General features: G+C 37.1%; 16 protein-coding genes. 13 read left to right on the forward strand and 3 right to left on the reverse strand.

Features of this window, described 5'->3' with window-relative positions:
* Nucleotides 1-12: 12 nt before the first annotated feature.
* Entirely contained in the window at nucleotides 13-378 is a 366-nt protein-coding gene (locus H5092_RS12600) for a hypothetical protein (protein WP_182733622.1), read from the reverse strand.
* 282 nt (nucleotides 379-660) lie between these two features.
* On the opposite strand from H5092_RS12600, the gene H5092_RS12605 reads away from it, so the two are divergent.
* Nucleotides 661-2,802, forward strand: coding sequence for a helix-turn-helix domain-containing protein (locus H5092_RS12605; RefSeq protein WP_182733623.1), 2,142 nt, complete (start codon nucleotides 661-663; stop codon nucleotides 2,800-2,802).
* A 195-nt stretch (nucleotides 2,803-2,997) separates the two neighbouring features.
* Here the strand turns inward: H5092_RS12605 and uvrA are convergent, their stop codons facing one another.
* The gene (gene uvrA / locus H5092_RS12610; RefSeq protein ID WP_182733624.1) at nucleotides 2,998-5,823 is read right to left on the reverse strand and encodes an excinuclease ABC subunit UvrA; all 2,826 of its coding nucleotides are present in this window, start codon (nucleotides 5,821-5,823) and stop codon (nucleotides 2,998-3,000) included.
* A 162-nt stretch (nucleotides 5,824-5,985) separates the two neighbouring features.
* Here uvrA and H5092_RS12615 point away from each other — a divergent pair, with 162 nt between their 5' ends.
* From H5092_RS12615 to H5092_RS12640, 7 genes are all read left to right on the forward strand, one after another.
* Nucleotides 5,986-7,353 (forward strand): MFS transporter, encoded by a 1,368-nt coding sequence (locus H5092_RS12615; protein WP_149602041.1) that lies wholly within the window; start codon nucleotides 5,986-5,988, stop codon nucleotides 7,351-7,353.
* Nucleotides 7,354-7,373: 20 nt separating this feature from the next.
* Entirely contained in the window at nucleotides 7,374-8,087 is a 714-nt protein-coding gene (gene ssb, locus H5092_RS12620) for a single-stranded DNA-binding protein (protein WP_182712142.1), read from the forward strand.
* A 262-nt stretch (nucleotides 8,088-8,349) separates the two neighbouring features.
* Complete coding sequence (locus H5092_RS20705) at nucleotides 8,350-9,414, forward strand: diguanylate cyclase (protein WP_259398387.1); 1,065 nt, start codon at nucleotides 8,350-8,352, stop codon at nucleotides 9,412-9,414.
* Nucleotides 9,415-9,422: 8 nt separating this feature from the next.
* A complete protein-coding gene (locus tag H5092_RS20710) occupies nucleotides 9,423-11,087 on the forward strand; it encodes a response regulator (protein WP_259398388.1) in 1,665 nt (554 codons plus the stop codon).
* A gap of 184 nt (nucleotides 11,088-11,271) precedes the next feature.
* Nucleotides 11,272-11,988: an arsenical resistance protein ArsH gene (arsH, locus tag H5092_RS12630; protein WP_182724166.1), complete on the forward strand. Its 717-nt coding sequence runs from the start codon at nucleotides 11,272-11,274 to the stop codon at nucleotides 11,986-11,988.
* Nucleotides 11,989-11,997: 9 nt separating this feature from the next.
* Nucleotides 11,998-13,014: an ACR3 family arsenite efflux transporter gene (gene arsB / locus H5092_RS12635; protein ID WP_024595324.1), complete on the forward strand. Its 1,017-nt coding sequence runs from the start codon at nucleotides 11,998-12,000 to the stop codon at nucleotides 13,012-13,014.
* 226 nt (nucleotides 13,015-13,240) lie between these two features.
* Nucleotides 13,241-14,929 (forward strand): EAL domain-containing protein, encoded by a 1,689-nt coding sequence (locus H5092_RS12640; protein WP_182733625.1) that lies wholly within the window; start codon nucleotides 13,241-13,243, stop codon nucleotides 14,927-14,929.
* A 3-nt stretch (nucleotides 14,930-14,932) separates the two neighbouring features.
* Here H5092_RS12640 and H5092_RS12645 read toward each other — a convergent pair whose 3' ends face one another.
* Entirely contained in the window at nucleotides 14,933-15,841 is a 909-nt protein-coding gene (locus H5092_RS12645) for a 1-aminocyclopropane-1-carboxylate deaminase/D-cysteine desulfhydrase (protein ID WP_182733626.1), read from the reverse strand.
* Nucleotides 15,842-15,917: 76 nt separating this feature from the next.
* On the opposite strand from H5092_RS12645, the gene H5092_RS12650 reads away from it, so the two are divergent.
* The 5 genes from H5092_RS12650 to mshL are packed head-to-tail and all read left to right on the forward strand — an operon-like array spanning nucleotide 15,918 to nucleotide 20,057.
* Nucleotides 15,918-16,841, forward strand: coding sequence for an MSHA biogenesis protein MshI (locus H5092_RS12650; protein ID WP_165723724.1), 924 nt, complete (start codon nucleotides 15,918-15,920; stop codon nucleotides 16,839-16,841).
* Entirely contained in the window at nucleotides 16,838-17,437 is a 600-nt protein-coding gene (locus tag H5092_RS12655) for a PilN domain-containing protein (protein ID WP_024594795.1), read from the forward strand. Before H5092_RS12650 ends, H5092_RS12655 begins: the two co-directional genes overlap by 4 nt.
* Nucleotides 17,434-18,111 carry a hypothetical protein gene (locus H5092_RS12660; RefSeq protein WP_024598056.1) on the forward strand — a complete coding sequence of 226 codons (678 nt, stop codon included), beginning with the start codon at nucleotides 17,434-17,436 and terminating at the stop codon, nucleotides 18,109-18,111. The genes H5092_RS12655 and H5092_RS12660 overlap by 4 nt, the downstream gene beginning before the upstream one ends.
* The gene (locus H5092_RS12665; protein ID WP_024594540.1) at nucleotides 18,089-18,415 is read left to right on the forward strand and encodes an agglutinin biogenesis protein MshK; all 327 of its coding nucleotides are present in this window, start codon (nucleotides 18,089-18,091) and stop codon (nucleotides 18,413-18,415) included. The genes H5092_RS12660 and H5092_RS12665 overlap by 23 nt, the downstream gene beginning before the upstream one ends.
* Nucleotides 18,399-20,057, forward strand: coding sequence for a pilus (MSHA type) biogenesis protein MshL (gene mshL, locus H5092_RS12670; RefSeq protein ID WP_182733669.1), 1,659 nt, complete (start codon nucleotides 18,399-18,401; stop codon nucleotides 20,055-20,057). Before H5092_RS12665 ends, mshL begins: the two co-directional genes overlap by 17 nt.
* Nucleotides 20,058-20,059: the final 2 nt, after the last annotated feature.

Here is a 20,059-nt window from a genome sequence, read left to right on the forward strand (position 1 = left end):
ATTTTATTGTTTTTAGTTCGATAACACAGTGCTGAAATATGCAGTGATTGAGGATGTTACCTTTGAAAGGTTTTTATCAATTTGCGAGTTTATTTTGCTCATTGAAGAGTCAAGCTCAGCTGATATTTTTTCATCTATCGAAGAAAGTAACGTTTGTGTATCAACATTACTTTTTAAAGACTCAGTGGCGTCTATGTTGTTTGTTTCTTGCTGCTTTTTATTAACTGGGTTAATCGCCTCTACGCTTTCACCAATTATGCATTGATTAAAATTACTTTGAACGGTGTGTTGTTTAGCGTCAGCTGCAATAACTGAAGTTGTATTAAAAGCACTTGCTAGTAGTAAAGCCGGTAGTACTTTTTTCATTGTGCTATTCATAATTAAACCTTTTATATTTTTAATTGCAGCCAATTTAGAATCACAAATGATTTTTTACTAAGCTGCTTGTTGATGACGGTTTAAAGAATATCGCTGAATTTATTGAGAGTCGCTTATCTAGTTATGAGCAATTAATAGATAAGGTTTTTAAATTAAATAATTGTTTTAATTTAGAGGGTTAGCCTTAAACCTTATAATGCTAATATAAGGTTTAAAATGCTTTTTCTATAAAAGAAAGTGTAGATGTGATACGGTTTATAAAAATAAAAATACGTAAAAACTATGAATTATCAAATCGGACCTTGGCAATTTATTAGTAATCGCTGTGTGATTACTTCAAACCATTTAGAAAGGGAATTAGATCCACTTTTAGTAAAGCTATTACTTCACTTTATAGACAAGCCTCAACAAATTGTTTCCCGCCAAGAGCTTATTGAGAGTGTGTGGCAACAGAGCTTTGTTGATGATAATGCGATTAACCGTGCAATCTCAGAGTTAAGAAAGCAGCTTGCCCACCCAATTGAAAAAGCGCCGCTTTTAAAAACGCATTACCGTAAAGGATATAGCCTAACAGTAATACCTGAGCGTTTAACGCAAGCAAACGTTTTGAAAGAGTCTGCAAACATTTTGCCCGACTCACTAGGTATTTCTGCCAAAAATGAAGAGATAGCTACTGCAACTACTTCTCAAGCAGTTCAAAAAAAGAACAGTAAAAAGTTTTTGATCTATTCTTTACTCGTCATTATTTGCCTGTGCTCTTTAGTATGGTTTGGGTTGTTTTTTATTAATGCACCTTCTAGCGAAAAGATTAAACAGATCACGGTTAATAAGGTAGCAAGCACGTGGAATATAGGCAGTGAGGTTCACCCTGAGATGTCCTCAGATAAACAATATTTAGCTTATACAAATGTTGAACCTGAAAATGACGTAATGCATGCATTTGTAAAGCGACTATCTGATCAAAGGGAGGTTGAAATTACCTATCCTGGCTTTCAAGTATCTATTTTATCGTGGCAGTTAAATCAGCACGCAGTGCTTATACAAGCTACAAACTTAAAGCAGCAAAAGTGTGAAATGGTACTCATCGATTTAAGCCAATTTCCTGTTATAGGAGAGGCTACCTTAATTAAAAAGTGTGACCTTAGATACACAGGTTATGCGCAAGTAGACGAAAGTGGTGAGCATATTTATTACACCGAATATAAAAATGAGCATGAGGGTTCAGGTTTATATAAATATGATTTAGAGTTACAAAAAGAGTCCATTGTTATTCCACCACCAGGTGTAATGTATGGCGTAATAATGCCGCGCTTATCTTCTTCAGGTAATAAAATAGCATATATACTTAGTCAAAAGGGTAAGCCTTTTTCTGTATTTAGCTATAACTTTGAGACCCATGAAACCAAGCGGTTATTTAAAGCAAAGAAAAGCATAATTAGCTTCGCGTTTGACTGGCTTGCAGACGATAAAGGCGTGATTGTTTTTGAAGCCTCTGACCTTTCAACCATTGTGTTTGATGAAAATAATATTATTAAACGCACACTAACGGTTACCCCAGCAATTTCACCTTATTATATTGCAGTTCAATCTGCTAATAGCCTCTTTTACTCAGCAAATAAAACACAAGCATTTTCGTTAATTAAAGCGACTAATCTTTTTAGCGATGTTCCTGAGTATGAAGCACTCTACAAAAGTGATGAAGACGACTACCACATTGTAGAAGTCATTAATGAGAAAGGACCAGCGCATATTTTTGTATCCGAGCGCTCTGGCAGCAGTCAGTTGTGGTTATCTCAAAATGGACTTACAAAGCAACTTAGTAACTTTACTTATGAAGGGAAATCTACCTTTGCTATTGGCGGGCTAAGAGTATCGAGTAAGCAAGATCGTGTTTTATTAAGAGTTAATAGCGATATTGCATTTTTTGACGTTATGTCGAACAAACTCTATACCATAGCTGAGTTTAAAGGGCGACAAATACTAAACTATGTATGGTCTAAAGATAATGAAAGTATAATTTATTTAGAGCGAAGTGGTTCAGAAAACCTATTTGCTCAGTTTAATTTATTAACGCGAGACACAACTATATTAGAGGATATTAAAGCCAACAAATTAATTTCAGGCGCTGACGGTACTAATTATGCAATTACTAATAATCAGTTAATTAAACTATCAAATAAACAGAGTTGGGAATTACCCAAAGACGCGCGACAAGCACAACTTTTTGCTATTAATGGTAATTACCTTTACTACTCTGATGCGATTTCAAGAGTTGCTCGGCTTAATTTAGAAGATAAGACAGTAAAAGATGTGCACGTGGATTTTAAACCCATCGCATTTTTTATTAGTGATAACAATCAAATTTTCTTTACAGAATCAAAATATAAAGACATGCAAATAATACAGATAAGTTGGAATAACTAGGGTCTGTTGATCTTTCAAGGTTAAATTTACAGCAGTGTGTTGCTTTTCTTTAATAACATTTTCGATTGTTATGTTGATAAAAGAAAAATTAGAGCCAAAAAATAGCGAGAAGTGAATCTTCTCGCCATTTTTAATTAAGTGTAATCTCGACAGTCAAATAACCTCAAAGCCGATTAATTTGTCACAACTGAACCTCTATTTATTTAATAGAGGTTTTAAGTAATGCCCAGTATGTGAACGCTCACATTCGGCCACTTCTTCTGGTGTACCTGCAATGAGTATTTCACCGCCGCCAGCTCCGCCTTCAGGTCCTAAATCAATAACCCAATCTGCTGTTTTAATAACATCGAGGTTGTGCTCAATAACCACAATGGTGTTACCGTGATCGCGCAGGCGATGTAATACAACAAGCAGCTGTTCAATATCAGCAAAGTGTAAGCCTGTTGTAGGCTCATCTAATATGTAGAGTGTTTTACCAGTATCACGCTTTGATAGCTCGCGTGCTAGTTTTACACGTTGCGCCTCACCACCTGAAAGCGTGGTAGCGGCTTGACCTAAGCGGACATACGATAAACCAACGTCCATTAAGGTTTTAAGCTTGCGGGCAATAGCCGGTATTTTGTCAAAATACTCATGCGCGTCTTCAACAGTCATCTCAAGTACTTGGTGTATGTTTTTACCTTTGTATTGGACTTCGAGCGTTTCGCGGTTATAGCGTTTGCTCTTACATACATCACACGGTACATACACATCAGGTAAAAAGTGCATTTCAACTTTAATTAAGCCGTCACCTTGGCACGCTTCACAGCGTCCGCCTTTAACGTTAAAGCTAAAGCGACCTACTTTGTAGCCACGTGAGCGCGCTTCTTGTGTGCCTGCAAATAACTCACGAATACCGGTAAATATACCTGTGTAGGTTGCCGGATTTGAACGAGGAGTACGACCAATTGGGCTTTGATCAATATCGATCACTTTATCAAAATGATCTAAACCGCTAATTGATTTATACGGTGCCGCTTCGGCAGTGGTTGCGCCATTTAGCTCTGTATGAGCAAGTTTAAATAAAGTATCGTTTATTAGCGTTGATTTACCTGAGCCCGATACACCTGTCACACAGGTCATTAAACCAAATGGGATTTTTAAATCCACGTTTTTAAGGTTATTACCCGTTGCGCCAAATAGCTCTAGCCATTTGTCGTTCGTTGGGTGACGCTCTTTTGGTATTTCTATTTTACGTACGCCTGATAAAAATTGGCCCGTAACAGACTCTTTGCTTGCTAAAATATCGTCGCGCGTACCTTGAGCAATAATATGCCCACCATGAACACCCGCACCTGGGCCAATATCAATAATATGATCTGCAGCACGAATAGCATCTTCATCGTGCTCTACCACAATAACGGTGTTACCTAAGTCGCGCAAATGGACCAATGTTTGTAATAAACGGTCGTTATCGCGTTGATGTAATCCAATAGATGGCTCATCTAGTACGTACATTACACCTACAAGACCGGCACCAATTTGACTGGCTAAGCGGATACGTTGAGCCTCACCACCTGATAGTGTATCGGCACTGCGCTCAAGTGATAAGTAATTTAGGCCAACGTTAATTAAAAACGATAAGCGGTCGCGAATTTCTTTTAATATTTTTTCAGCTATTTGGCCTTTTTGTCCGGTTAACTCTAAACCTTCAAAAAATTCCATAGCTTCACCAATACTCATGCACGTGATTGCAGGTAAGTTGGTTTGCCCAATAAATACATTTCGAGATTCTTCGCGTAAACGCGAGCCATTACAGCTAGGACATGCTTGGCTTGTTTGGTATTTAGCAAGTTCTTCGCGTACAGAGTTTGACTCGGTCTCGCGGTAGCGGCGATTCATGTTATTTAAAACGCCTTCAAACTCATGGTTACGCGTAATTAAATCGCCACGGTCGTTACGGTAATTAAACGCAATTTTAGTGCTACCAGAGCCATCTAAAATAATTTTTTTCGATTCGCTGTCTAAATCTTGATAAGGCACGTCTAAATCAAAATTGTAATGATCCGCAACCGCTTGCAGCATTTGATAGTAATAAAAGCTGCGTTTATCCCAGCCTTTAATTGCACCGCCAGCAAGGCTTAACTCTGGGTTATGCACTACGCGATTAGGATCAAAATATTGACGTATACCTAAGCCATCACAGGTTTGACAAGCACCAGCTGGGTTATTAAACGAAAACAAACGCGGCTCAAGTTCAGTCATTGCATAGCCACAAGTAGGGCAGGCAAAATTTGCTGAAAATAGAATTTCTTCAGCGCTGCTATCGTCCATGTATGCTACATGTGCAACACCATTAGACATTTCAAGTGCAGTTTCGAACGATTCTGCTAAGCGTTGTTGTAAGCCATCTTTTACTTTAAATCTGTCTACAACAACTTCTATTGTATGTTTTTTATGAAGCTCAAGTGTTGGTGGATCAGACAAGTCACATACTTCACCGTCTATACGGGCGCGAATATAACCTTGGCTAGATAGCTGTTCTAATAACTTAACATGCTCACCTTTACGCTCTTTTACTATTGGCGCAAGCAGCATTAATTTACTGCCCTCAGGTAGAGCCAAAACAGTATCTACCATTTGGCTAACGGTTTGCGCAGCAAGTGGTAAATCATGTGTAGGACATCGTGGTTCGCCGACGCGGGCAAACATAAGTCGTAAATAATCGTAAATTTCGGTAATAGTACCTACGGTTGAACGCGGGTTATGAGACGTTGACTTTTGCTCAATAGAAATGGCAGGAGAGAGGCCTTCGATGTGATCCACATCAGGCTTTTCCATGAGCGATAAAAATTGTCTTGCGTACGCAGAGAGTGATTCAACATATCGGCGTTGTCCTTCTGCATAAAGCGTATCAAATGCAAGTGATGACTTCCCCGAACCAGATAGACCCGTAATAACTATTAATTTATCACGTGGGATGGTTAGGCTGATGTCTTTTAAATTGTGCGTTCGGGCGCCTCGGACTTCAATGTTTTCCATGCTATCTCGTTTGTTACCAAAATTATTTACTCAGTATCGCATAATACGAAGCAATATTAATCCTTGATCAATGAAAAATCCTTACTTATAGGCGATTAATTATTGCCAAGCTTATGGTAGAATCCCAACCTCAATTTTTCATAGAGTAAGATCACGCAGATAATGACCGCATCTTCACTTAATTCACGAGAAAAACGCGCCGCTGTATCACTGGCGAGTGTGTTTGCATTTAGAATGCTCGGCTTGTTTATGCTGATGCCTGTATTGGCTATTTATGGACAATCGCTTGAAGGTTTTTCGCCTATTTGGATTGGTTTTGCCATTGGTGCGTATGGTTTAACGCAAGCTGTACTACAAATACCTATGGGTCGATTATCCGATAAGATTGGTCGTAAAAAGGTTATTGTTGGTGGCTTAGTTGTATTTGCTATTGGCTCTGTAGTTGCTGCATTAGCTGACTCTATCCAAATGGTTACCGTAGGCCGTGCTTTACAAGGTATGGGCGCAATAGCCAGTGCGCTACTCGCGTTTGCTTCAGATTTAAGCCGCGATGAGCAACGACCAAAAGTAATGGCCGTTATTGGTATGAGCATAGGAATGAGCTTTGCCTTTGCTATGTTACTTGGGCCAATTGTCGCCGCTTCGTGGGGTATTGCAGGTGTATTTTGGTTGACTGCTATTTTAGCTGTCTTTGGTATATTTATAGTGACCATGCTAGTGCCAAAGGCGGTAAATAAAGCGCCCAAAGGCGATACATTAGCAAGCTTCAGCGACATTAAAAAATTAATTAAACACCCTCAGTTAGCACGATTAAATGCAGGTGTATTGTTATTGCATTTAACGCTAACCACAATTTTTGTGGTACTGCCGAGTCAATTAATTAAAGATGGCTTGGTTGCCGACCATCACTGGTATTTGTATATTCCAGTGCTATTTTTAGCATTTTTATTAATGGTACCAATAATGATTGTGGCCATTAAAAAAGAGAAAGAAAAACAAGCATTTATTGGCTCGGTAGCCTTGTTAACTATTAGTATGTTAGCAATGTCGGTATGGGTTAATAGTGTAGTAGGCATTGCTGTGTGTATGCTGCTTTATTTTGTGGCGTTTAACTTTTTAGAAGCCACTATGCCTGCGCTTGTATCGCGAATAGCACCTGCAAGCCAAAAAGGTTCAGCAATGGGAGGCTACTCATCTAGTCAGTTTTTAGGCGCCTTTTTAGGCGGTATGTTAGGTGGCTATGTAGCACAAACTACAACGACGCAAGCTGTGTTTGCGGCAGCGGCACTTGTTGGGTTAATATGGCTTATTATTGCGTGGAAAATGCAAGTCCCACCCAAAAGTAAAGTTATTAGTTTAATGACCAAATTAGATTCTGAAGAGCATGCTCAAGTACTTGCTTCTCAGTTAGTTGCTTTACCAGGTGTAATAGAAGCAACTGTAGTTCGCGATGAAAGTCGCAGCTATTTAAAGATTAATGATAAAGAATTTGACCTAGACCAAGCGCGTAAAGTCGCTGGTTTAATCTAACATTTATAGGAGATGGTTCCATGGCACGCGGTGTGAACAAAGTAATTTTGGTTGGTAATTTAGGGCAAGATCCTGAAGTTCGTTATATGCCTAACGGCAACGGTGTAGCAAATATTACCCTAGCAACTTCGGATAGCTATAAAGATAAGAACACTGGCCAAATGGTTGATAAAACTGAGTGGCACCGTGTTGTATTTTTTGGCAAGTTAGCTGAAATTGTTGGTGAATATTGTCGTAAAGGTTCACAAATTTATGTTGAAGGTAAACTTCAAACACGTAAGTGGACCGATCAACAAGGCCAAGAAAAATACACTACAGAAATAGTTGTAGATGGCTTTACTGGTCAAATGCAAATGTTAGGCGCACGTGGTGGCGATCAACAAAGTGGTGGTTACCAAGGTAATCAATCACAAGGTGGAGGTTACCAAGGTAATCAAGCGCAAAGTGCTCAACAAAGCGGTGGTTACGGTCAAAATAATCAAGGCCAAAATAACCAGCAACAAGGTGGTTATGCTCCACAACAGCAAGCAGCACCTGCAGCGCAGCCAAAACCGGCTCCAGCACCACAGCAGCAAAGTAATCAATACCAGCCGCAAGGCGGCTTTGCACCACAACAAAATAGTGCACCGCAGCAGCAAGGTGGTTTCGCTCCTAAACCACAAAGTGCTCCGCAAGGTGGTGCATCAAACCCAATGGAACCAACCATTGATTTTGATGACGATATCCCGTTCTAAATGATATAAAGTTATTAGTGTAAAGATAATTAGATTCTTTACACTTTTTACTCTAAACCCAGTATTCGTACTGGGTTTTTTATGCGTATTGCGCTGTGATGATAATCCAAAAACTATCAATATAAGACCTCATTAGGCTGTAAAGTGAAATAGTATTGTTGGTAATGTTAAATTACAGTAAATTTTATCTTGTATTTAATTGATATATATATCGTTAACACTTACCATTAAACTACTTTCCTCTGATTACACAATGAGAAACATGAAAACTAATATCTTATTTTTATTTCTTGTTTTTCAATTCTTGAGCCCTAGTTCACACGCTCAAACTCCTTCAAATGTTACTCATATTTTATTTATAAATTCAACAAATCAAGATATGCCTTGGTATAAAAGTGTTGAGCTTGGACTGCGTACAGAGCTTACAAAACGTTCTTTTAGTTATGAACTATTTGTCGAAAATATGGATGTAAATCGCTTTGATGAAGTTAATCAAAAACAGTTAATGAAAGACTACCTCAAACAAAAATATAAAAATAAGCACATCGATATCATCGTTACTCAGTCGCCTTCTGCAGCGACGTTACTATCTCAATTAGATGATTTTTTTATAAATGCTCCACGAATATACTTAGAGCCAGGCGCCCAGTTTAATCTACCAAAAAAGACCAGCGGAGCTGTGATCCAAGCTAAATTAGATTATGCGCAAGCAACAGCAAATGCTGTTAATTTAATGAAGCCTAAAAAATTGATCGTGATTTTAGATACAAAAAACGATATTGGTATGAGCTTTCATCGAGGACTATTTTCGGTTATTAACCGTGATTTTTCGTATTTAAGTGTAGAAAAGTGGTTTGATCTTCCATTACCAGAATTACTCACCAAAGTAAGAAATGCCCCAGCAGATTCAATTATTTTATTTACCCCCATTTTTAGGCGTTACGATAATAAATCACTTAGCCCTTATCAGCTAGTAGAGCGATTAGCTGAAGCAAGTTCAGCGCCCGTTTTTAGTTATTGGGAGGTACTATTAGGTTCAGGTGTTGTTGGTGGGTATGTATTGTCGGGTGAAAAAATAGGTAAACGTATTGCCGATTCAATAGTTTTTTATAATGAAAATAAAGCGTTAAATGAAATTAGTGGTGAAGGGCTTAGTACATACTCATATGATTGGCGACAATTAAGTAAGTTTAATATTGCTCCGCAGAGCTTGCCAGAAGAGTCAATTATCTCTTATTACGAGCCAACTTACTTTGAGAAAAATAAAATATTAATTTACAGCGCTACTGTAATTATTTTTATTCTTAGCAGTTTTTTAGTTTTTTAGTTTTTGTTTTGTTTTTAAACCAACGCCGCATTCAACTTTTAAAAGAGCTTGATGAAGAAAAGCAAAGATTAGAGTCGCGCGTTGAAGAGCGCACTGAAGAGCTTTTGCACGCCAAGGAAGAAGCAGAGCATCTGACATCCGCTAAGTCTGAGTTTTTAGCAAATATGAGTCATGAAATTAGAACCCCTATGAGTGGGATTATTGGTTTGACTAATATTTTGCTCGAAAAAGGTTTACCTGGTGAGTATGAGTATTATTTAGATAAAATTAAATACTCCTCAGATCAACTCCTGGTGGTTATTAACGATATTTTAGACTTTTCAAAAATTGAGTCTGGAAACATTAACCTTGAGGAATTTCCTTTTTCTGTAAATTCGATTGTTGATTATATCAAAGCAACCTTCAATGAATTGGCCCAAAGTAAAGGGGTCACATTTGATATTGTCATTGATGAGGCAGTTAAACTGGACTTAATCGGCGATGTAGTGCGAATAAATCAGGTGCTGTTAAATTTATGCTCTAACGCAATTAAATTCACCCCTCACGGCACTGTATCGGTTTTAATTGAGTCAAGAAAGTTATTAGACGATCCGCAAAGTGTTTGCTTATATTTTACAGTTAAAGACTCAGGTATTGGCATCGCTGAGGATAATCTTAGTAATTTATTTGAATCATTTACTCAGGCAGATAGTTCTACAACTAGGAAGTTTGGTGGTACAGGGTTAGGTTTAACAATTAGTAAGCGTTTATGCCAATTGATGGGTGGTGATATAACAGTACACAGCACTCAAGGTGTGGGTAGTGAGTTTGTAGCTTCGGTGGAAGTTAAATTGAACAACCAAGCGTTGATTGATGATACGCCTAACCTAATCTTTACTGATCCGTTTGATGTATTAATTATAGATGATAATGAAGAGGACCTTAAAGTAATTGAAAATCAGTTTACAGCTATGGGTTTAGCATGTACTGCGTGCTCGTCTGCTAAGCAAGCTATTGATATTATTGAACAGAATAAAGAAAAATTTAAAGTCATTATTGTCGATTGGATAATGCCAGCGATGAGTAGTGAAACATTTTTAACGCGTATTTATAATATTAATCCCCAGCTTTGCAGTAATATAATTGTACTTACAAGGGATCATGAGGTTTTACTTAATGATGTGGCTAACAAAATAAATATAAACACAATTTTGCAAAAACCTGTTTATTCGAGTGTCTTGTATAAGGAGGTGAGCAGTAGAGTGTTAGGTTTTTTTAATGAAGTGCCTAAAGTAAATACTGTGAGTGAACAGTCGCTGGCGGGTATTAAAGTATTAGTTGTGGAAGATAATTCAATCAATCGACTCATAGTTACCAACATACTAGAAAATAGCGGCGCTCAGGTTTACTTAGTTGATAATGGATTAGAGTGCATCCAAACAGTAAAATTAGAGCCGTTTGATATAATTTTAATGGATATTCATATGCCTATCATGGACGGTGTTGAGGCGACTCAAATTATTCGTAATGATAGTGATGAAACTATCGCAAATATTCCAATAATTGCCTTAACAGCTAATGTTATGAAAGATGATATTACACGATACTTATCTATTGGCATGAATGCTCATGTTGCAAAACCCATTAAAACACAAAAACTACGTGAAACTATAATTCGCTGTTTAAATAAATAGTTGCGCTATATAAATAACTTAATATTTTTATCAAATACCTTCCGCCATCCCTTCCATTGGCTTGAGCCGATTTTTTAATAACTTAAAAAAATTTATAAAATAGAATTTGACTCACGCGTGTTTGCATGTGAAATTCCACATATTCGATTTTTCGTATATTCACTTGGTAAAGGTTGAGTTATAAATGTCAGAAGTTAATGGGTTACCAAATACAAATAAAATACACAGCGTTGTTCCACATACTAAAAATTTTAATGTTAGTTTTTCTGAGCACAAACCTAAAATTTTATTGTTATATGGATCATTAAGAGCGCGTTCTTATAGTAAGTTGGTAATAGAGGAGAGTGCACGTTTATTAACGTATTTTGGTGCTGAGGTTAAAATTTTTAATCCTGAAGGTTTACCTCAAACCGATAGTGAAGATGAATCACACCCTAAAGTACAAGAGTTACGAGATTTAATGCTTTGGTCAGAAGGGCAAGTATGGTGCTCTCCAGAACGTCATGGGTCAATGACGAGTATATTCAAAAACCAAATTGATTGGATACCACTCAATTTAGGTGGTGTAAGGCCAACGCAAGGTAAAACACTCGCAGTGCTGCAAGTTTGTGGTGGATCGCAATCATTTAATGTAGTGAATCAACTACGAGTATTAGGGCGTTGGATGCGTATGGTAACAATACCAAATCAGTCCTCAGTGCCACAAGCTCATTTAGAATTTGAAGAAAATGGGCGCATGAAACCCTCTCCACTTTATAATCGGATTGTTGATGTTATGGAGGAGTTGATAAAATTTACTTTGTTATTACGAGATCAAAAAGATTACTTTGTAGATCGTTATTCTGAACGTGTGGAATCTGCAGAAGAACTTAGCCAACGCGTTAATCAAAGCTCTATTTAGGACAGAACAATGGGATTATTTGAACGTTATCTTTCTGTGTGGGTAGCCTTAGCTATTACTTTTGGTATTGTAGCTGGTTCTATAATGCCAAGTGCATTTAGCTTAATTGCTGGTTTTGAATATGCCCATGTAAATATTGTAATCGCAGTACTTATTTGGTTGATGATTTACCCAATGATGGTGCAAATTGATTTTTCATCAATTAAAGATGTAGGTAAAAAACCAAAAGGGTTAGTGCTCACTATCGTTATTAATTGGCTTATAAAGCCCTTTACTATGGCGCTACTAGGCTGGTTATTTTTTAAGGGTATTTTTGCCGATTTTGTTGACCCACAAACAGCTACAGAATATATAGCTGGTATGATTTTGTTGGGTGTTGCGCCTTGTACCGCTATGGTGTTTGTGTGGAGTCAATTGACAAAAGGCGATGCTAATTACACCTTAGTGCAGGTATCAATAAATGACATAATTATGATTTTTGCCTTCGCACCTATTGCAGGGCTATTACTTGGTGTGACTGATATTACTGTACCTTGGGATACACTGCTATTATCGGTGGTATTGTATGTACTTATCCCGCTGGTGGCCGGTGCTGTTACCCGTAAAAAGCTTGATAAAGAAGATGACCATACGTGTTTAAATAACTTTTTAAAGGTAATGAAACCTTATTCTATTATTGGCTTACTCGCGACAGTAGCGCTATTGTTTGGTTTCCAATCGCAGATATTAATAGAAAAACCAGAGGCAATAGTTCTTATTGCAATCCCGCTTTTAATTCAAACTTACGGTATTTTTGCGATTGCTTATATTGCAGCTAAAAAAATGGGGCTTGCACATAACATAGCGGCGCCTGCATGTATGATTGCCACTTCAAACTTTTTTGAGCTAGCTGTTGCGGTTGCTATTTCATTATTTGGTTTACATTCTGGGGCTGCACTTGCCACTGTGGTGGGAGTGTTGGTAGAAGTCCCCGTAATGCTAAGCTTGGTATACTTTGCAAATAAAACCCGCCATTGGTTTAATTAAGGCGGTATGCAGCATAATCTCTGCTGGCATACTTTTTAAAATGATCTGTCGATGGCTTTCATCTATTTACAGAATAAAGGGCATAGCTGTTTATTTTTGTAAGTTCTCGTTTATCTGAGTGTTTTTTGTTTAGTACTATTAATAAACGTTTAAACTTAGTTTGCAGCCTTGTGCTTCTATAGATATTGAACAACACTTTAGTTATCAATATAACGAGTGGCAGGCTATGCAAAAGAGTAAACTCTGGCTTTTAAAGTACTTCAAAGGTATCTCTTTTGTTTTGTTTTTGATGATACTTATTAGTTTTAATTTCATTTTAAATGATGCATTACATCAAAAAGCACATGTTTCTGGGCAGCAGTTTGTTAAACGCGTTTATGAATTAAATTTATCTCCCTCTATAAATAATGAAGTGTTGGTCGCATTAGCTAAAAATGAAGGCTTTAAGTTAGAGCTGCAAAATTCTTCTGATCACTTTAGGAACTTAGTAAATTTAGAACGCGAAGTTTTTACTTTTAAAACGTTAAGTTTGAGCCTTTATCACTATCCAGTGTGGGTAACACAAAGCTACTTATTTATATTTTTGAATCTGATTATATTAGGCGCTGCTAATTGGTCTTATCGCTGGTGGAGCCTGTTAAAAGTCAACCGTAAAGTAATGCTTAAAAATACAGTTATACAGCCGACTAAAATTATTCAACAAAGGTATAAAAATACTCAACTAATCGAACAGGCAAAAAAATGTGATTTAAGTTCTTTGTATGGAGTTAATACTGCATCACATAACTTATTTTTACTTATTGAGTGTGATTGTAGCTATGATAAAAAAACGGATATAGAAGCCAATTTTAAAGTCTTAATTACTAAAAAATTAGCCGAACTTAAAGGTGTGTCGGTAAAAATACTAAACTCTAATTACTTAGCGGTTACCTTACCAAACATTTCTATTAGCGAGTTGAATAGCTACGTTGAAAAGCTTCATAAAAATGTGTTTTTAATATGTCAAAATCATCAAAAAAATATTACTCATAAAAATATTAAAATAGGTGCGTGTGATTATCAATTAGGCGCTGATCAAGTGGCGGTTTATAAGCTAGCAAAATCAGCACTCGCGCTATCACAAAGCAGCCTATTGCAGCATTGCCACCGTTTAACGTTAAATCACTGCCAAGAAAAACACCTCTCTAGCAAACAGGTTATAGAAAACATTAAAAAGAATAAATTTATATTATTCTTTCAGCCTGTATTTGAACTCTCTAGTGGAGATATCCTGCAGCATGAAGCTCTTATTCGGGTTAGGCATAGCCAACTTGGTTTACTGGCCGCTCGTTATTTTATTAAGCAGGTTTATAGTGATCAAGACGCTTTAATATTAGATAAAGCTGTAATAACACAAGTCAAAAAGCTAATGCTCAGTGAGTCTTCGGCTTTAACAGTTAGTGTAAATCTACACCCTAAAAATTGGTTTAATACTGTATTTTGGGAGTGGTTAGCCAATCAAATGGCAGAGCTTAAGTTAAATACTAAATTACAATTTGAAATAAGTGAGGCAGAATTTTTTACTCATAGAGAGTCGATAACTAATGCACTCAATGTTATTAAAAAAGGGCATTCACATATTGTGATTGATAATGTAAAAAGCAGCGAGAAAGTAGCCATGCTAGTTGATTATAACCAAGTATGTGGGCTTAAGTTATCTTACGAACTGGTTCATTTATTAGATGAAAAAACTCAAAGTCAAAAGAAAATAAAAAGGATAGTCGAAGCCGCTAGTCTTTTAAATCTACCCGTATACGCGGTGGGCGTAGAGACTCAAAAAGAGCTACTTACGCTTACCAAATTGGGAGTGGTAGGAGCTCAAGGTTTTTACTTTTCAGAGCCACTTCAAGAGTTTACGCAAGCGGTATTTAATTAAGGTCTAGATTAACCCTCTATATTTAAGCCCATTTAAGCCTTGAAGCCCGCCAGTATGAACAGCAATAATTTTACTCCCAGATGGGAAATAATCTTGCTCAATAAGCTGCCACAATGCATACATCATTTTTCCGCTATAAATAGGCTCAAGCGGTAGGTTGTGTGTGCGGCCTATATCTTGGCAAAACTGCCATAACTCAGGTGAAAACTTACCATAGCCACCATCATGAAACTCTGTGAGTAACTGCCAGTTAGTTTGATTATTAGCTTTAGCGCTCAGCTTTTTTATTTCTTCATTTAAATAATCAGCTTGTTTTAATACCGCGATACCAATAACTTGTGTTGTTGAAGCACTGCCTTCTATTAGTCCAGCAAGTGTGCCACCACTACCTGTAGGACAAACTAAGTAGCTATGTTCGGGTAAGCTTTGTACTAATTCTTTACACCCTAATAAAGCATGTTCATTTGTACCACCTTCAGGGATGATATAAGCATTTGGAAAGCGCTCTTGCAGAGCATTAAGGTAATCGATGTTGTGGCGTTTTCGATATTCTATACGATTAACAACATGCAGGTTCATACCACAATGTTTTGCAAATTGGATTGTTGGGTTGTTGTTATCCAGTTCTGGTCCGCGAATAATCGCGCGAGTTTTTATATTAAATTCTTTTCCTGCCGCTGCGCAGGCATGAATATGGTTTGAAAACGCACCACCAAAAGTCAGAAGCTCTGTTTTATTTATCTTTTGCATATACGCTAAATTGTATTTTAATTTACGCCATTTATTGCCACTTATTAGCGGATGGAGTAAATCATCACGTTTTATACCTAAACAAATATTTCTCTTTTTTAGAAACGAGCTATCTAATTGTTGAATATAGTTATTTTCATCTATTTTGAATTTTTCACGCATTTTATTGGTTTTCAATTTGGCAAAGTAGTTAAAATGTACGACACTTATTTCATACTCAATTAACAATAGTAGCTATATGAAAGAAAAGCTGTTTTCATGGTTAAATCGTAGTTTAGATCCAAATACAGCTATTGGTGTTGCAACTTACGCAGATACTGTTAACGCGGTATGTTTAAAAAAACAACGCGACCAATGGATGGTTCACAGTTCTCACAGTGTAAATGTGTCTGAGCAAACCGATTATACCGCTGCAATTGTTGCTTGTACAAATGAGGTGTCTACTGATATTTGTGCAGTTAATTTAGTCATACCGCACTACTTTTATCAAATAGTGCAAATGGATAAACCAAACCTTAGTGATGAAGAAATCATTCAGTCGCTGCCTTGGACTACAAAAGATTTAGTTGATATAGCTTCTGAAAACATTGTAGCTGACTTTATCGATTATCCAATAACGTTACCAATGCAAAGCAGCAAAATGAATGTATTTATTACCAATAAGCTGCAGCTACTTCCGTTTATAGACAGTTTTGAACAAACTAAACCAGTTTTGCGTGCAATGACCTCTGAAGAAATGGTTTTAGTAACTTTATTTGGCTCATACAAAGAGGCGCATATGCTGATTGTGCAGCATGCTAATCATGAACCTCGAATCTTAATTATTCGTGATGGACAATTAGTATTAGCTAGGCGATTAAATGGTTTTTTAGGTATTTCAGACAAGGATCAAAACCAAGAACTAGTAGAGGCGTTAGGGTTAGAAATTCAGCGTTCGATGGACTTTTTTGAAAGCCAGCTCAAGCAACCGCCAATTCGCAGCATACAGCTACAGTGCGATGATTTATCTTCATTAACTCTTAGAGCCGGTCTTGCAGAGTTTTTACAAGTAAAAGTTGTAGATTTTGCGCCTAACTTAGAATTAGCGCAGCAATTAGAGGCAAACTTTTATTATGCGCTCGGAGCAGCCTATCAATTAACAGATCCGGAGTCTGTGCTATGAAAACCCGGATTAATTTTTATCAAAAAACCTTACGAGTACGCCGAGACCCAGTCCCTTTATCGGGAATGATTACACTGTGGTTAGGTGCGCTATTAATTATTGCAATCACGTGGGCTTTTTACAGTTATAAAACTTATTCAAGTGAGCTTGATTTAGAACAAAAAAAGAAATATCTCAAACAAGGAAAAGCTCAGTTAGAAGTTGTAAAACAGCAGCTAGCAGAGAAGCAAAATAAAACAATTTTTATTAATGAGCTAAAAACACTTCAGCAAGAGGTTTTGCATAAGCAGCAAATATTTAGTTATTTAGAGCAAAGCTCAGATCAATCCGCAACCGACTATGCGCAGGTTATGCAAGATTTAGCCAAGTATCACGAGCCTAATATCTGGCTTACCCATATTAAATTTGTAGGGCAAAGTGTCACGTTTCAAGGGCAAGTATCGCAGTCAAAATTTTTACCTATGTGGTTTAATAATTTAAAGCAGTCACCTTTTTTTATTGATAAAGAATTTTCAGTTTTAGAACTGTCAACAAAAGATGGTCTGAGTGAATTTAATGTGGCGACCGACCTTGCTGATAAAGGCGCTAAACCATGAACAACAAGAAAGACAAAGGTTGGCCTATTTGGGCAAAGTATCGAGCTCAATTTGCATCGCTGCAAAAGCGTGAGAAGTATTCCACTGTATTTGTAGGCTTATTCATGGTGATTTACCTCGGCCTGTGGTTTGTTATTTTTCCACAGCAAGATGAAGTTGCTCATATTCGCTCTGAACAAAATGCAGCATTGCAGGAGTTACAGCAGATAAATGCGCAACTCTCCATGTTAAATCAAGCACTAAACTACGACTACACTAAGGTTTTACGCAGTCAAATTGCACAAACCAGAGATGAGTTAGCAGAAATAAATAATCAACTTAATAGTTTTAGCCAAGGCTTTGTAGCGGCTAAAAATGTACCTGCCGTTTTAAAAGATTTGCTCGTAGATAGTAGCGACGTAAAAGTGAGTAGCTTTAATGTCAAACCAGCACAGGCTATCGATGTAGAAAAACTAGGTGAACATGATACGCAAACATTATTTTTTGAGCATCAGATGGTCGTTACTTTAGAAGGTAGCTACTTTAGCTTACAAAAATATTTAGCCGCATTAAAAAATAATCAAGATAAGTTATTAATACAGGAGTTTAGTTATCAGGTACTAGAGTACCCTCAAGCTGAATTAACTTTACAAATTGCTACAGTGAGCGCTAATGAAAAATTTATCGCATTATAATTTATGTTTTTTATTACTTTTGTTCACTTTCGCACCCAGTGCATTAGCGCAATTACGCGATCCTACTCAACCAAATATGTATGTAAATAACAACAAGAGTGTAACTCAAAACACAGAACTTAAATTGCAATCTATTATTAAAAACAGTACAGCATTTAAGGCCATTATTTCAGGCCATATTTATCGAGTCGGTGATGCTGTAGACGATTTTCGGGTGCTAAGCATTAACTCAAAACAGGTTGTGTTAGCAAATGATGATAAACAAATAAAATTAGAATTATATGACTATGAAATTAAAAAATAATTTATCTCATCCGTGGCTTGTTCTTCTATTGTTACCTACATTTTTAACTGCGTGCCATAGCTTTAAACCAGGTAAAGAGATTAAAACGCATATAGAGCAAGAGCTAGCAGAAAAACCAACAAAGCCTAAAGTAATTGCGCCTTTACAAATGCCAAGCGAACTCACACAAAGCTTGTTGTCATCAATAAATAATGAGCAAACTATAAGTGATGATTTATCTATAAAGCGTTTTGATGTAGCCGCTAATGACGTTGAAATAGGCGCCTTTTTTGCAGGCTTAACAGACGATACGCCTTTTAGTGTTGCTGTGCATCCTGAGGTAAATGGCACAATTAGTTTAAATCTTAAAAGCGTTACTTTTAATGAAGTCATTGCTGTTATTAAGCGTATGTATCCTTTAGATATTGTTAATGAAGGACGAATAGTACAAGTACTGCCAGCCAAAATGCGCACAGAAACAATACCTGTAAATTATTTAATGATGCAGCGCCATGGTCAGTCTACAGTGAGTGTGGTTGCTGGTGGGGTTAGTCAATTTGCACAAAGTGGCAGTAGTTTGAATGGTTCAAGTTCAGGTAGTAGTAACCAGCAAAATAATGAGTTTGGCGGCGATAATCAAAGCTTAGATTTAAACGGTTCTCGAATCCAAACAATTAATAAAAATGACTTTTGGAAAGAATTAGAAGTCGCCCTTAAGTCTTTAATTGGCGCAAGCGATGGGCGCTATGTTGTTGCAAGCCCACAAGCTAGTTTGGTAACCGTAAATGCATTACCAAGCGAAATTAGTCAGCTAAAAGAGTTTTTGCGTCAAAGCCAAGAAAACCTGCAACGCCAAGTTATTCTAGAAGCAAAAATAATAGAAGTAACTTTAAAAGATGAGTACCAACAGGGAGTTAACTGGGAGCGTATAGCGAGTGGTTTAGAAGGCGGTATTTCGTTTGCTACAACAGCGGGTTCTACTATTAGTAATAGTATTTCAGCCGCAATTGGTGGAGCGTCATCGCTAACCATTCAAAAAGGAGACTTTAACGGGGTTATTAATTTGCTTGAAACGCAAGGTGATGTGCAAATGCTATCTAACCCTCGAGTTACCGCTACAAACAATCAAAAAGCAGTTATAAAAGTAGGGCAAGACGAATATTTTGTTACTAATGTATCAAGTACGACGGTAACGGGTACTGCTACAACGACCTCGCCTGAGATAGATTTAACGCCGTTCTTTTCTGGTATTGCCCTTGATGTAACGCCGCAAATTGACAAGTACGGCTCAGTTATTTTGCATGTTCACCCTTCAGTAACTGAAACAGAAGAGCAGCTAAAAGTAATTACATTAGACGATCAACGGTTTGAGTTGCCTCTAGCACAAAGTAACATTCGAGAATCAGATACTGTTATTCGCGCTCAAAGTGGCGAAATAGTGGTTATTGGTGGTTTGATGCAAACATCAACACAGGATGAAGAATCAAAAACCCCCGTGTTGGGGGATATCCCACTATTTGGCAATTTATTTAAAAGTATTCGTAAACGCCAAGAGAAAAAAGAACTGATTATCTTAATCAAACCAACGGTTGTTATGCCAGATACTTGGAAAAAACAACAAGGTGAAAGCCGTCAGCTTTTAAAAACATGGTATGAAAACTAACT

Origin of the sequence: Pseudoalteromonas sp. SR41-7, from assembly GCF_014163935.1 — a bacterium.
Classification (GTDB): Bacteria; Pseudomonadota; Gammaproteobacteria; order Enterobacterales; family Alteromonadaceae; genus Pseudoalteromonas; species Pseudoalteromonas distincta.

What these genes read in the sequence shown, in the direction of transcription:
- arsH (WP_182724166.1), top strand. Translation starts at nt 11,272, where the DNA reads ATGTCAGAAGTTAATGGGTTACCAAATACAAATAAAATACACAGCGTT.
- H5092_RS12665 (WP_024594540.1), top strand. Translation starts at nt 18,089, where the DNA reads ATGAAAAATTTATCGCATTATAATTTATGTTTTTTATTACTTTTGTTC.
- mshL (WP_182733669.1), top strand. Translation starts at nt 18,399, where the DNA reads ATGAAATTAAAAAATAATTTATCTCATCCGTGGCTTGTTCTTCTATTG.
- H5092_RS12660 (WP_024598056.1), top strand. Translation starts at nt 17,434, where the DNA reads ATGAACAACAAGAAAGACAAAGGTTGGCCTATTTGGGCAAAGTATCGA.
- H5092_RS12650 (WP_165723724.1), top strand. Translation starts at nt 15,918, where the DNA reads ATGAAAGAAAAGCTGTTTTCATGGTTAAATCGTAGTTTAGATCCAAAT.
- H5092_RS12645 (WP_182733626.1), bottom strand. Translation starts at nt 15,841, where the DNA reads ATGCGTGAAAAATTCAAAATAGATGAAAATAACTATATTCAACAATTA.
- H5092_RS20705 (WP_259398387.1), top strand. Translation starts at nt 8,350, where the DNA reads ATGAAAACTAATATCTTATTTTTATTTCTTGTTTTTCAATTCTTGAGC.
- arsB (WP_024595324.1), top strand. Translation starts at nt 11,998, where the DNA reads ATGGGATTATTTGAACGTTATCTTTCTGTGTGGGTAGCCTTAGCTATT.
- uvrA (WP_182733624.1), bottom strand. Translation starts at nt 5,823, where the DNA reads ATGGAAAACATTGAAGTCCGAGGCGCCCGAACGCACAATTTAAAAGAC.
- ssb (WP_182712142.1), top strand. Translation starts at nt 7,374, where the DNA reads ATGGCACGCGGTGTGAACAAAGTAATTTTGGTTGGTAATTTAGGGCAA.
- H5092_RS12605 (WP_182733623.1), top strand. Translation starts at nt 661, where the DNA reads ATGAATTATCAAATCGGACCTTGGCAATTTATTAGTAATCGCTGTGTG.
- H5092_RS12655 (WP_024594795.1), top strand. Translation starts at nt 16,838, where the DNA reads ATGAAAACCCGGATTAATTTTTATCAAAAAACCTTACGAGTACGCCGA.
- H5092_RS12640 (WP_182733625.1), top strand. Translation starts at nt 13,241, where the DNA reads ATGCAAAAGAGTAAACTCTGGCTTTTAAAGTACTTCAAAGGTATCTCT.
- H5092_RS12600 (WP_182733622.1), bottom strand. Translation starts at nt 378, where the DNA reads ATGAATAGCACAATGAAAAAAGTACTACCGGCTTTACTACTAGCAAGT.
- H5092_RS12615 (WP_149602041.1), top strand. Translation starts at nt 5,986, where the DNA reads ATGACCGCATCTTCACTTAATTCACGAGAAAAACGCGCCGCTGTATCA.